This is a genomic window from Pseudochrobactrum lubricantis, from assembly GCF_041929865.1.
Classification (GTDB): Bacteria; Pseudomonadota; Alphaproteobacteria; order Rhizobiales; family Rhizobiaceae; genus Pseudochrobactrum; species Pseudochrobactrum saccharolyticum.
In genome coordinates, this window is sequence record NZ_JBHEEE010000005.1 from 80,336 (window position 1) to 92,961 (window position 12,626).

Consider the following 12,626-nt stretch of genomic DNA (forward strand, 5'->3'; position numbering starts at 1 on the left):
GGGTAAAACTTGCAGCGAAATTCTTCAGGTCAGCCGGAAATAGCCCGCCGGAATTACCGTGACAGTATTAAGGGAAATTTGTGCGCCAGAAAACATGGTCCGCCTCGCTCCGCTAGTATTACCCAGATCAGCTTTAGAGTCCGCCAGTTTGACACTAGCATCTCAGCCCCGGCACTACGGAGCCCCCCTGTGGATGCGCGAGATTAAGCACATATTGCAGTCGTTTGAAAGAGTATAAATAAAAACGGCGCATATGATTGCTCACATGCGCCGTTTCATTCCAATTTTCAGAAGAAATTATTTCTTCACTTCAGCAGCCACTGTATCCAGTGCCTTGGCAAAAGCGCCAACCATTTCATCAACCTGTTTTTCATTGATGATCAGCGGCGGGCAGAATGCAACAGTGTCCAGCATATTGCGGCAGATAACGCCATTGTTCAGCAGCGCAGCATTTGCCATCAGGCCGAGATTACCGGCTTTTTCAAGCGGTTCTTTGGTCTGTTTGTCAGCAACCAGTTCAACCGCTGCGATCAGGCCCTTGCCGCGTACTTCACCCACAAGCGGATGGTCTGCCAGTTCACGCAGACGCTTCTGCATATGCGCGCCGACTTCGCGGGCATTATCGACCAGATTATTTTCTTCAATAATCTTGATATTTTCATTGGCAACAGCTGCGGCAACCGGATGCGCACCGCCGGTATAACCATGGCCGAAAGTACCGATACGGTTGCTCTCGTCAGCCAGTGGTGCGAAGACTTTTTCATTCACTACAAGTGCCGAGATCGGCAGATAAGAGGATGAAAGCTGCTTGGAGAAGACCATAATATCCGGCTGCATTTTGAAGGTCTCGGAACCGAACATATTACCGGTACGGCCGAAACCGCAGATCACTTCATCCGCAATCAGCAGAATGTCATATTTCTTCAGAACAGCCTGAATCTTACCCCAATAGCTGTCCGGCGGCACCACAACACCACCGGCACCCATGATCGGCTCGCCGATGAATGCAGCAATAGTATCAGGACCTTCTGCCAGAATCATTGCTTCAAGATCAGCAGCCATACGGTCGGTGAACTGTTCTTCCGTTTCACCCGGCAGTGCCTCGCGCCAATAATGCGGGCAGGATGTGTGCAGAATATTGGCAATCGGCAGATCGAAAGACATCTGGTTTGCAGGCAGGCCGGTGAGGCTTGCAGCAGCAATGGTCACACCATGGTAACCGCGCTTGCGGCTGATGATCTTTTTGCGCTGCGGCTGGCCGAGTGCATTGGAACGGTACCACAGCATTTTAATCGCGGTATCATTGGCCTCGGAGCCGGAATTAGTGAAAAACGCCTTGCTCATCGGCACCGGCGCCATGGTCACCAGCTTCTCCGCCAGATCAATCACAGGGCCGTGGGATTTATGGCCGAAATTGTGATAATAAGGCAGTTTCTGCATCTGTTTGGTGGCAGCATCCACGAGACGCTGTTCCGAGAAGCCTACGCCCACACTCCACAGACCGGCCAGACCTTCAATATAGCGCTTGCCGTTATTGTCCTCGACATAGATCCCGTCACCTTTTTCAAGGATCATCGGTCCGATTTCCTGATGACGACGCGCATTCGTATAGGAATGAAGGTGATACTGAATATCACGCGCTTCAGGTGAATTCGGCTGCTTATCCATAGTTCCCTACCTGGTTTATTTCAGAACGGTCTTTGTTTTCCGAACCGGAAACCGTTCATCGCTTTGCTCGGCGCAGTTCTAAGCTAAAACCGGTTCCGCTTTTGGCTTAAAACTGCTCTGAAATTTCTCCGCTGAAGCGATGATCTGAAATAAAATCCCGCCTCCCATTTGATGCATCATGTTTTTTATATAATAGTTTGTCAAGCATATCGCAGCGCCCAATTTATTGTTGCGACAGGCCTGATAAACAGCGTAATCAATAACATTGCCGTGATTTTATTCATGGTTATGATGAGTCATTTTATTCGGAACATTTCCGGCAAAACAGGGCCGGATATGGGGTGAGATCATAAAAACAGAACAGTTCGCTCACTGCGGGGGACATATCTTGCATGAATGGCATTTCAGAACTTCAGACGCTTGAACACCATAATCTCGGCGAAATCGTCTATCGCAAACTCTCTCAGGCGCTGATGCGCGGACAATTCGCGCCGGACACAAGGCTGACAATCCGCGAATTGGCAGCATCACTGGGTACCAGTGTTACGCCAGTGCGCGATGCATTGCTGCGGCTCATTCAGGATGAAGCGCTGATTCAGAAAACACCGCGGGATATTCGCGTACCGGTGCTGGATCAGAAAAAATATGAAGAAATCCGCGCCATCCGTGTGCGTCTTGAAGGACTTGCCGCCAGACAGGCAGCTCAACAGGCCAGTAAAAAAGACATAGCCCGCCTCTGGAAACTGGTCGAAGATAATGACAAGGCTATGAAAAAACAGCTCTGGGGCGATGCCTTGGCGATGAACCATATTTTTCATTCGGCCTTGGTGGAAGTAGCCGACATGCCGGTGCTCAATTCCATCATCAACCGGCTATGGCTGCAAATGGGACCACTGATTGCCGATGCCTATAAACATGGCGGACGGGCAATGATTGATGACCATTATAAAATCGTGGAGGCGATTGAAAATCGCGATGCGGATGCTGCGGAAGCAGCAATCGCTCATGATATTCTGACAGCCAGCGATCTGATTATCAGTCGCATCCGCTTGCACAGTCCGGACAGCTGATCCACAATCTTTTTCAGGCTGAACGGTTTGCCCTGACAAAATCCCGACAATTCATTTGCCCGTTATGCACAGTCAGCGGATTTATCATTACAAATCGTTAAGCTTGGTAAAAAAACAGTTTTCTTGCTTTTTTTCATCGCCAAGCTGTGACAAGACTGCAAACACGGCATGACAGCCGGTGTTTGTCAGGAGTATGTTTTATCTCTCCGGTGTCTTGATTTTATCGCATTGTTGCGCACATCCGGTGAGAATACCGGGCGGGTGCGGCAATGCTCCGGCTGTTATTTATATTTCAGGGATATTGCCATTTCATGACTGTGCTGTTTTTGCGTCTGGCAACGTTGAGCATAACGCTTCCGGCTCTCGCGTCTTGTGTCGCTGTCGGCCCCGACTATCAGACTCCATCCACTTTATTGCCCGCTTCCTGGAGCGGACAAAAATCTGCTCCGGCCAAACCGGCGCAGCTTGCACAATGGTGGAAACGTTTCAATGATCCGGTGCTGGACAATCTGATCGGTCAGGCTGTGCAAGGCAATAATGATGTTGCGCTGGCAAAAGCCAAAATCCGCGAAGCCCGTGCCTCCTATCAGCAAGCAGGCGGTGCGTTATATCCTGTGCTTGACGGCTCAGGCAGCGCAAAGCGTTCCAAGAGCGGCGACAGCGGTGAAAGCACCGGTCTCACTGCCGGTCTGAATACCAGCTGGGAGCTTGATCTTTTCGGCGCCAATCTCCGCTCCGTGGAAGCCGCGCGCTATGGTCTGGATGCCGAGCAGGAAAATATGCATGCGGTTCTGGTGACCATGATCGGTGACATTGCCAGCAATTATGCGGAGTTGCGCGGCTTGCAGGCACGCATTGCGCTGACAGAACGCACCATAAAATCTCAGCGTAAAACCGCTGAACTGACCCGTGCACGGTTTAATGCCGGTGATATTTCCGAAGTTGATCTGGCCAATGCGGAAGGGCAGACCAGCAGTACGGAAGCGCAAATTCCGGAACTGAAGACCGCCTATGCCAAGAGCCTGCATCGCCTGTCGGTATTGACCGGTCAAGCGCCGACTGCACTGACCGCTACGCTTGAAAAAACGAAGCCGGTTCCTGCGGTTCCGGCAATCGTGACGGCCGGTATCCCCGCCGATTTATTGCTAAACCGTCCTGATTTGCGTGTTGCAGAGCGCAATTATGCACGCTCCACCGCAGTCATCGGCCAGAGACAGGCGGCTCTCTATCCGAGTGTCAGCCTCACCGGTAATATCAGCACTGCCGGTGCGCGGATCGGCGATCTTGGAAAAGGCTCCACAATCAGCTGGGGTTTTGGCCCGAGCCTGACCGTTCCGCTGTTTAAAGGCGGACAACTCAATGCCGCAGTCGATGCTGCGAAAGCCAGCCGCGATCAGGCCTTTATCAGCTATCGCAAAGCTATTCTGACCGCTTTGGAAGAAGTTGAGAATGCCAGCGTGTCGCTTAATCAACGGCGTATTCAATATGCCAAGACACAAAAAGCTGTACAGTCTTACCGGCGGGCAACAGAGCTTTCCCGTGCGCTCTATGAGAGCGGCTCCACGAGTTTCCTTGATCTGCTGACATCCGAGCGTTCACTCTATTCGAATGAAGGCAGCCTGATTCAACTCAGGGTCAGCTTGTTGCAGGATTATATCAACCTGCAAAAGGCACTGGGTGGCGGCTGGGACGGTACCATTATAACAGACAAAGCTGAAATTCAGGACGGCTATACAGGGCCGCATCTGGTAACCCAAAAAAGAATACCCTGAAATGAAGTTTCAGGCTGATGAGGTATAGATGAACGGTAGTTCCAAAAAGAAACGCGGTTTTGCTAAAAAATGGCTCTTCTGGTTGCTTGCAATCGCAGGACTGGCTGCTGTTCTCTATTACTTCACTGCGGATTATTTCAAGACTGAAACCCCGCAGATTATGACTTATACGGTGCGCAAGGGCGATATTGAAACCACAGTCCTTGCCACAGGCATTCTCAAGCCTGCACGACTGGTGGCTGTGGGTGCACAGGCTTCCGGCCGTGTGCTGAGCCTCAATGTCAAAGCCGGACAGTTGGTGAAAAAAGACGATCTGATTGCCCAGATTGATGCCACCACCCAGCAGAATGATCTGCGGAAGGCGAAAGCGGAAGAAGTTCGCAATCAGGCAGACCGTGAAGATAAAATTGCCCAGCTGGAACTGGCCAAACAGGATCTGACCCGTCAGCAGCAGATGGTATCGCGCAATGCCATTTCGCGCGCCGATTATGACAAGGCCGTTAAAGCCGTTAAATCCGCCGAAGCGCAGATCGCATTAAGCGATGCACAAATTGTAGTGTCTAAAATCGCCGTTGAAACGGCTGAAGCCAATCTCGGCTATACGCAAATCCGTGCGCCGATTGACGGCACAATTCTGGCCACTGTTGTACAGGAAGGCCAGACTGTTAACGCTGTGCAATCGGCACCAACCATTGCCATTATCGGCCAGCTCGACACCATGACAGTTGAGGCCGATATTTCTGAAGCCGATGTGGTGAATGTCAAAGAAGGGCAGGATCTTTATTTCACAATTCCCGGCCAAAGTAACAAGCGCTACACAGCCAAATTGCAGATTCTGGAACCCGCGCCGCAATCCATCGTCAGCGATAAGAGTTTTGGCGGCACCAGTGCGGCGAGCAGCAGCACCAGCACAGCCTCAGCCATTTACTACAAGGGTATTTTTGACATTGCCAATCCTGACGGTGTGCTGAAAACCTATATGACTGCTGAAATTCATATCATTTTGGGGCAGGCTGATAATGTTTTGCTGATCCCTTCCACCGCGCTGTCTGAGCCTGATGAAAAAGGTAAAGTCACGGTGCGGGTGATGGAGCCAAACGGGACTATCAGCGAAAAACCGGTCGAAACCGGCCTGAATGACAAGGTTCTGGTTGAGATTGTCTCCGGCCTGAAAGAAGGCGAAAAAATCGTCACCGGCGACAGTGCCGGCGGACCGGCAGTTCCGCGCAGCCGCCGTGGCCGTTCCATAAGGTTCTGATGATGGATAAGCCGCTGATTACCCTTGAGCATCTTTATCGCCATTATCCTTCAGGAGACGGTTTCACCACTGTGCTGAAAGATGTCAATCTGACGATCGGCCATGGTGAAATGGTAGCGATTGTCGGCGCTTCCGGCTCCGGCAAGTCCACTCTGATGAATATTCTGGGCTGTCTCGACAGACCTTCTGAGGGCAAATATTTCATCTCGGGACGAGAAACTTCCGACCTTGATGCTGATGAACTCGCCCAGCTGCGGCGCGAGCATTTCGGTTTCATTTTTCAGCGCTATCACCTACTCAATGAACTGTCGGCTGTCGGCAATGTTGAAATCCCCGCAATTTATGCCGGTCAAAACCGCGAAGACAGGCAGCAACAGGCCGTTCATATACTTGACCGGCTCGGCATGGGAGACCGGACTCATCACCGTCCCGGTCAGCTTTCCGGTGGTCAGCAACAACGTGTCTCCATTGCCCGTGCGCTGATCAATAATGCCGATGTTATTCTGGCCGATGAGCCGACCGGTGCTCTGGATAGCCATAGCGGTGAAGAAGTTCTGAAAATCCTTGAAGAGCTGCACCGCGAAGGCAAAACGATCATCATCGTGACGCATGACCGCAATGTCGCCGAGCGGGCGCAACGGATCATTGAGATCAGCGACGGGGAAATCATCTCCGACACCACCCGCGACGAGAAGGCTGCAACAGCGCAGGCACCTGAGAGCGACATTGCCACCACTACAGGTGCAGGCAAAGGCGGGCACTCATCACTCGGCACATTGGCTGATCGTTTCGGCGAGGCTTTTCTGATGGCGCTGCGCTCGATGAATGCGCACCGGCTGCGCACTTTTCTGACAATGCTCGGTATTATTATCGGCATTGCTTCGGTTGTCTGTGTTGTGGCACTCGGCAAAGGCTCACAAAAACAGGTGCTCGACCAGATCAGCAGTCTCGGTACCAATACGCTGGAGATTTTCCCCGGACGCGGCTTTGGCGACCGAATGTCTGCCCGCATCACCACTTTGACGATTGATGATGCCAATCAGCTTGCCAAACAGCCCTATATTATGGCTGCAACGCCGACGGTTTCCACACCGGCGACAGCGCGTTTTGGCGGCGTAGAAGCAAATGCCCTGATTAACGGCGTCAGCGACCAGTATTTTGTCACCCGCGGCAGTAAAATTGCTGAAGGACGCTTTTTTGACGAGCAAAGCGTTCAGGATATCGCGCTGGATGCGGTGATTGACGAGAATACGCGCAAAACCCTGTTCGCGAATTTCCACGGCAGTCCGGTCGGCCAGATTATCATTCTCAAAAATGTGCCGGTCAGAATTGTCGGCATCATGCAGCCGGAGCAAGGCGGGTTCGGCTCCAGTGAAAACCTGTCCATCTATCTGCCCTATACCACAGTGCAGACCCGCATGACCGGTTCACGCGTTTTGCGCAGCCTCACTTTGCGCATCAGCGATGATACGTCTCCTGAGCTGGCAGAAAAAGCTGTCACCGCTTTCCTGATCCAGCGACATGGTGAGCAGGATTTCACCATCCTGAACACTGATGATATCCGCAAAACCATCACCAGCACAACGCAGGCACTCACCCTGCTGGTCTCAGCCATCGCGCTGATTTCGCTGCTGGTCGGTGGTATCGGCGTGATGAATATTATGCTGGTTTCCGTTTCCGAGCGGATCAATGAAATCGGTGTGCGGATGGCTGTCGGTGCAAGACGCAGCGATATATTGCAGCAATTCTTGATCGAAGCCGTGCTTGTCTGTCTGATCGGCGGCTTTCTCGGTATTATGGTGGCAATGGGCTTCGGCTGGCTGTTCAGACAATTCAATACACCATTTGAACTGATCTATTCACCATTCTCAATCATCGCCGCATTTATCTGCTCAAGCCTGATCGGGATTTGTTTCGGCTTCCTGCCCGCGCGCAATGCCTCCAAGCTTGACCCTGTGGCAGCTCTTGCCCGCGACTGATTATGTTAGATGTTGCAATCAGTGTTTAGATATATTCTTAACGCTGCTTTGATACCACATATAGCAACCAAATGCTGATCCCGCTATAATCATAATATGATTGATATCATTATCAGACCTTACCAATCCAGTGACTTTGCCGCATGTCTGGCAGTATTCACCAGCAATGTGCCACTCTATTTTGCACCGGAAGAATATGCAGATTTTTGTCAACATTTGGAGTGCGTCAATCATGCAGACAAGCCCTATCTGGTGCTGACGCACAAAGATTCCATCATTGCCTGCGGCGGTCTAGTGATTGAGACAACAAAACGTCAGACCGGATTATCCTGGGGTATGGTAGACAGAAATTTTCATGGGCATGGATTAGGAACCAGCCTAACAGAGGCAAGACTGGCTCTGGCGCGGGTTACACCGAATATTGATGAGGTAGTATTAGAGACTAGTCAACATACCCGCAGATTTTATGAGGGTTTTGGTTTCACAGCTGTAAAAGTAATCCCGAACGGCTTTGCAGACGGTCTAGACCGCTGGGAAATGAAACTGCGTTTGTATAAATAACAAGGGCAAGGCTTTGCGTATCGCCCCTGCCCCACACGTGCAAGCGTAAATCATTACACTAACAATTTTAATTAAAATACAATTTAAACAAATTATATAAATTATATAAATTATAAATAATTTTAAAATTATATTGCCTTATAAAATCGCTTATACTTTAATAATTTTCGTTTTACATAAGAAAAAATAACATTGATTCTAGTTGTATTTTTACTACATCATTTTGATTAAATTTAAATATACTGATTACTCATGCTTTAATAAGGAGTCATTGTGTGAAAAATAAATTTTTACTTTTAACTGTTGCGTTTTTTATTTCAAATATCAATATTTCTCATGCGGCTGATGTCGTTTACAATAGCCCTGAAGCACCTGCCTATGATGAATCCTCAATCTGGGGTGGTGCCTATATCGGCGGTCAGGTCGGGTATAATTGGGCGAAGACAAAGCTATACGGCTATAATAGCGATCTGTCTGCAAACTCAAACGGCTTTATGGGCGGTCTTTATGCCGGTTATAACTGGGAGTTTTCAAACGCTTATTTATTCGGCCTTGAAGGCGACATTAATTATTCTGATTTGAGCAAAGATAGCGATATTCTCATCGGCACACGTAATTATGTCTGGAACAGCAGAGTGGAATGGGAAGGTGCGCTCCGCGCTCGTTTTGGTATCAATTATGAACGCTGGCTGCCTTATGTCGCCGGTGGCGTGGCTTTTGCAGGTATTAAACATAATCTGACAACCGGAAACACCGATCTCGGTACAACATCCAATACCAATGTCGGCTTCACACTCGGCGCGGGTGTTGATTATGCGCTGACCAATAATCTGTTGCTGCGTGCGGAATATCGCTACAGCGACTATGGCAAAAAAGGCATCGACGATAATGATCTGGTGGAGGCAAAACTCACCACCAATAATATACGGCTGGGTATAGCCTATAAATTCTAAGCCCCCCAGTTCTTAAAACAGCATCTCCGGAATACTCAATCAATATTCCGGAGCTTTATTATTCTGCTACCCTCACGGCTCCAGCGAGGCTGGCAGCATTGCGTCCTGCCAGTCACTGATAAAGCGCTGTCTGCGCATCTGATCCTGCGCCGCCAGCAAGGAAGGACCGATCCGTATCGGCCTGCCAATGCCCGATGTCAGCAAAGATCCCGGTGCATTAATGTCTGACGGCGGCACACCATCCCACGGAAATGAAATCTCTTCCTGCAAAGCAACCGCCTTCCCTTGCGGTGAAAGCAGATAATCCAGAAAACTTTCCCCGAGGCGGTAGTTTTTTGCATAACGCGGCAATAAAACACCCCTGCTGAGAATATGCGTATAATCCCGCATCATCGTTATGCGTAATTTGGGATTCCGCTTTTGCGCGGCATAGGCATAAGAGCCCAGAATATTATAGCCGATATAGAGTTCGCCGCTTTCCAGCCTGCTGAGCACATCATTATTGCAGCAATATAATGCACTCTCTGTCCGGCTCATGCTTTCCAGCAACCGCCCGTAGGTCGCGGATGCCTGCTGGGCATCAAGAAAAGCAAGCAAATAGCCTATGCCGGATGTCCGCAAATCATAGGTTCCGACACGGCGGAAATAATAATCATTTTTCCTGCGCAGCAGATCAGCCAGTTCGCCATGTGTTGCGGCCATTTCATCCGGTGCCACATAATCGCTGTTATAGACCAGAACGGCCGGTTCAAAAGTGAAGCCGTAAACTTCATTGCGCCACTGCGTCCACTCAGGAACATTGACCGTATATTGCGACTGATAGGATCGGGCGCATCCGTCATTGGCGAGTTTGACCAGATGATCGACAGAGGATGATAAAATAACATCAGCAAAAGATGTTTTAGCCATGCAGGCCGCATCCGCATCTTCGTAAAGATCATTGGTTACACGATCATTATAGGCAACAGCTATATCCGGTCTTTGCTTTTGAAAGTCCCTGATTAAAGGCGCAATCGCCGCTGTATCCATCGCCCCGCTGATTTGCAGACGCTCTGTTTCTGGTTTCAGGGCAGGAAACAGACTGAATGTCCCCTCGGAAGCGCTGACAGGAGATGCAAAACCAGTCACAAACCAAACTGCCAGCACAGATAATCTCACGGCCTGATCTTTGCTCATCATGTGTCCTGCCCCAGCGGAATATCCAGAATGACACAGAAATTGCTATGCGCAGTTTTTTCCCTGAAGCGGATCAGACCACTATGGGCAGTTGCGACTTCCGAGGCGATGGCAAAACCCAGACCGGAATTACCCTCATGCGGCTTCGATGTCATGAAGCGCTCAACAACATGTGGCCATTTTTCAGGCGGGATACCCTCCCCGTCATCAGAAACCTCCACCAGAGCACGGTTGTTTTCTGCGGAAACCCTGACCGCAAGTTCAGCCTTGCTGCCATGGCGCAGGGCATTATCGATAATATTGGCAATTGCCTCGCGCAGACTGACAATATCCCCCGCTACCGGCACTTGTTTTTGCGCGGCCTCAAATGACACAACAATATCAGGGTTAACTGTCACCGGCACAGCCATGCGGAAAGCCTGTCTGGCGACAATAACCAGATCTGTCTTTTCCAGATGAACAGTTCCTGCCCTGTGAATGACCATGGCATGATTGAGCAACTGCCCCGTCAGTCTTGATAATTCCGTGATACGAACGCGCATACGTTGCAGGGAATGTTGTGCATTTGCCGGCAGGGTTTCGGTTTCCAACATATCTGCCTGTGCAGCCAAAGCTGTCAGCGGCGTGCGTATTTGATGTGCCGCATCGGCAATAAAGCGCTGCAGCAGCATTACCCTCTGGTCAAGCCGGTTCATAAAATGATTGATTGAGCCGATAAACGGCTTCATTTCGGTCGGAATATCAAGATCAAGCGGGGTCAGATCCTGCGGATCACGTTTATGCAGCGCGCTGCCAAGCGCCGCCACGGGTTGCAGCGAATAGCGTATTGCCAGAATACCCGCGATCAGCGCCAGAAAACTCATCAGAATAACGAGCAGAATAGCACGGCTGGTAATTTCCTGTGTCAGCGCATTTCTGGCCTCGGTTGTTTGCGCCACCAGCACATAGGCCCATCCGGATAAAGGCGGATCCGACAAAACACGGGAGACAACCACCAGACGCACAGGCGTGTCGCGATAAACATCATTGAGAAAAACCGGCCCCGTCCGCGCCGCAGTATAATCAATATAACCGGCCAGATCGCGATAACCTGTCAGGGTTTGCCCTTCCGTATCAATCAGGCGGTAAAAAATACGGTCTTCCTGTGAGAATCCCAGCAATTCAAAGGCCGAAACCGGCAGACTGGCATTCAGCTTGCCATCTTCGATGGACAGGCTGCCGGCCATTTGCAAAGCAGCACCGAGCAGCAACCGGTCATAGGTCTGACTGGCAGCACTGCGCCCATAATACCACGCAGCGGTGATAAGCAATGCCGCGCCGATAGTCAGAATGATCGTGACCCGTAGAACCAGCCTGCCAAAAAGCGAATGCTCACGTGCCATTATCTGCAACCATCTGGTAGCCGATGCCACGCTGTGTAATGATCCTGACGCGCGCGCCCTCAATCTTTTTTCTCAGACGGCTGATATAAAGCTCAACAGCATTGCTGTTCACCTCTTCATCAAAACCGTAGAGATGATCCATCAGCTCACCCTTGCTGAACAACCGTCCCGGCCTTGAGAGCAGCAATTCCAATATTGCGATTTCACGCCTTTTCAGCTGAATTTCTTTTGTACCCACCGAGACCGAGCGGCTTTGCCGGTCAAGAATAAGGTCGCCGCAGGTGATAAGATTGGTGGCACCACCGTTTTTGCGGCGTAACAGCACCCTGATACGCGCCTCAAGCTCGCGGAAATCAAAGGGCTTCACCAGATAATCATCCGCGCCGATATCCAGCGCACCTACACGGTCTTCAACTTCGGAACGCGCCGTCAAAATCAGCACCGGCGTCATATTACCGGTCTTACGGATATGTTTCAGTATCTCGAAACCGTTCATGCCGGGCAGCATAACGTCGAGAATAACCAGATCATATTCGGTAAAGCCGAGAATTTCCGCAGCCACAGCGCCGTCTGTTTGCCAGTCAATCAGGTGACCGGTTTTTTGCAGGCGCTGGCTGATTGCCTCCCCGACATCAGTTGTGTCTTCCACCAAAAGAATGCGCATGGTGCCGAGTTAACATGAGAAAAGCGCAGCGCACAAGAACGAGAAAATCTATTTTCGGTGACAGTCTCATGACAGGTTCATATGGAAGTTTCGCCCGATCACAGACTGGGAGGAATGTCTGTGATGCCGGCTGCTGCGGTCTT

Annotated in this window: 10 protein-coding genes; 6 read left to right on the forward strand and 4 right to left on the reverse strand. The window is 50.5% G+C overall.

The window, feature by feature from the left end; translation table 11 throughout:
* Window positions 1-297 precede the first annotated feature (297 nt).
* Entirely contained in the window at window positions 298-1,668 is a 1,371-nt protein-coding gene (locus JNC80_RS11705; RefSeq protein WP_213600195.1) for an aspartate aminotransferase family protein, read from the reverse strand.
* Between the two features lie 401 nt (window positions 1,669-2,069).
* On the opposite strand from JNC80_RS11705, the gene JNC80_RS11710 reads away from it, so the two are divergent.
* The 6 genes from JNC80_RS11710 to JNC80_RS11735 all read left to right on the forward strand — a co-directional run bounded on the left by JNC80_RS11710 (window position 2,070) and on the right by JNC80_RS11735 (window position 9,261).
* Window positions 2,070-2,738 (forward strand): GntR family transcriptional regulator, encoded by a 669-nt coding sequence (locus JNC80_RS11710; protein WP_028233297.1) that lies wholly within the window; start codon window positions 2,070-2,072, stop codon window positions 2,736-2,738.
* A gap of 311 nt (window positions 2,739-3,049) precedes the next feature.
* Window positions 3,050-4,510, forward strand: coding sequence for an efflux transporter outer membrane subunit (locus JNC80_RS11715; protein ID WP_376710440.1), 1,461 nt, complete (start codon window positions 3,050-3,052; stop codon window positions 4,508-4,510).
* 28 nt (window positions 4,511-4,538) lie between these two features.
* Window positions 4,539-5,768, forward strand: a complete 1,230-nt coding sequence (locus JNC80_RS11720) for an efflux RND transporter periplasmic adaptor subunit (RefSeq protein WP_376710441.1) — start codon at window positions 4,539-4,541, stop codon at window positions 5,766-5,768.
* 2 nt (window positions 5,769-5,770) lie between these two features.
* The gene (locus tag JNC80_RS11725) at window positions 5,771-7,747 is read left to right on the forward strand and encodes a MacB family efflux pump subunit (RefSeq protein ID WP_376710592.1); all 1,977 of its coding nucleotides are present in this window, start codon (window positions 5,771-5,773) and stop codon (window positions 7,745-7,747) included.
* A 96-nt stretch (window positions 7,748-7,843) separates the two neighbouring features.
* Window positions 7,844-8,308: a GNAT family N-acetyltransferase gene (locus JNC80_RS11730; RefSeq protein WP_376710442.1), complete on the forward strand. Its 465-nt coding sequence runs from the start codon at window positions 7,844-7,846 to the stop codon at window positions 8,306-8,308.
* 275 nt (window positions 8,309-8,583) lie between these two features.
* On the forward strand, window positions 8,584-9,261 hold the full coding sequence (locus JNC80_RS11735) for an outer membrane protein (protein ID WP_225688938.1): 678 nt from the start codon (window positions 8,584-8,586) through the stop codon (window positions 9,259-9,261).
* Window positions 9,262-9,333: 72 nt separating this feature from the next.
* Here JNC80_RS11735 and JNC80_RS11740 read toward each other — a convergent pair whose 3' ends face one another.
* Genes JNC80_RS11740 through JNC80_RS11750 form a run of 3 tightly spaced genes read right to left on the reverse strand, consistent with a single transcriptional unit; the run spans window position 9,334 to window position 12,483 of the window.
* Window positions 9,334-10,440, reverse strand: coding sequence for an ABC transporter substrate-binding protein (locus JNC80_RS11740; protein ID WP_376710443.1), 1,107 nt, complete (start codon window positions 10,438-10,440; stop codon window positions 9,334-9,336).
* A complete protein-coding gene (locus JNC80_RS11745; protein ID WP_376710444.1) occupies window positions 10,437-11,819 on the reverse strand; it encodes a sensor histidine kinase in 1,383 nt (460 codons plus the stop codon). Before JNC80_RS11745 ends, JNC80_RS11740 begins: the two co-directional genes overlap by 4 nt.
* On the reverse strand, window positions 11,809-12,483 hold the full coding sequence (locus JNC80_RS11750) for a response regulator transcription factor (RefSeq protein WP_151159535.1): 675 nt from the start codon (window positions 12,481-12,483) through the stop codon (window positions 11,809-11,811). Before JNC80_RS11750 ends, JNC80_RS11745 begins: the two co-directional genes overlap by 11 nt.
* Window positions 12,484-12,626: the final 143 nt, after the last annotated feature.

What these genes read in the sequence shown, in the direction of transcription:
- JNC80_RS11705 (WP_213600195.1), bottom strand. Translation starts at nt 1,668, where the DNA reads ATGGATAAGCAGCCGAATTCACCTGAAGCGCGTGATATTCAGTATCAC.
- JNC80_RS11715 (WP_376710440.1), top strand. Translation starts at nt 3,050, where the DNA reads ATGACTGTGCTGTTTTTGCGTCTGGCAACGTTGAGCATAACGCTTCCG.
- JNC80_RS11720 (WP_376710441.1), top strand. Translation starts at nt 4,539, where the DNA reads ATGAACGGTAGTTCCAAAAAGAAACGCGGTTTTGCTAAAAAATGGCTC.
- JNC80_RS11725 (WP_376710592.1), top strand. Translation starts at nt 5,771, where the DNA reads ATGGATAAGCCGCTGATTACCCTTGAGCATCTTTATCGCCATTATCCT.
- JNC80_RS11730 (WP_376710442.1), top strand. Translation starts at nt 7,844, where the DNA reads ATGATTGATATCATTATCAGACCTTACCAATCCAGTGACTTTGCCGCA.
- JNC80_RS11740 (WP_376710443.1), bottom strand. Translation starts at nt 10,440, where the DNA reads ATGATGAGCAAAGATCAGGCCGTGAGATTATCTGTGCTGGCAGTTTGG.
- JNC80_RS11745 (WP_376710444.1), bottom strand. Translation starts at nt 11,819, where the DNA reads ATGGCACGTGAGCATTCGCTTTTTGGCAGGCTGGTTCTACGGGTCACG.
- JNC80_RS11750 (WP_151159535.1), bottom strand. Translation starts at nt 12,483, where the DNA reads ATGCGCATTCTTTTGGTGGAAGACACAACTGATGTCGGGGAGGCAATC.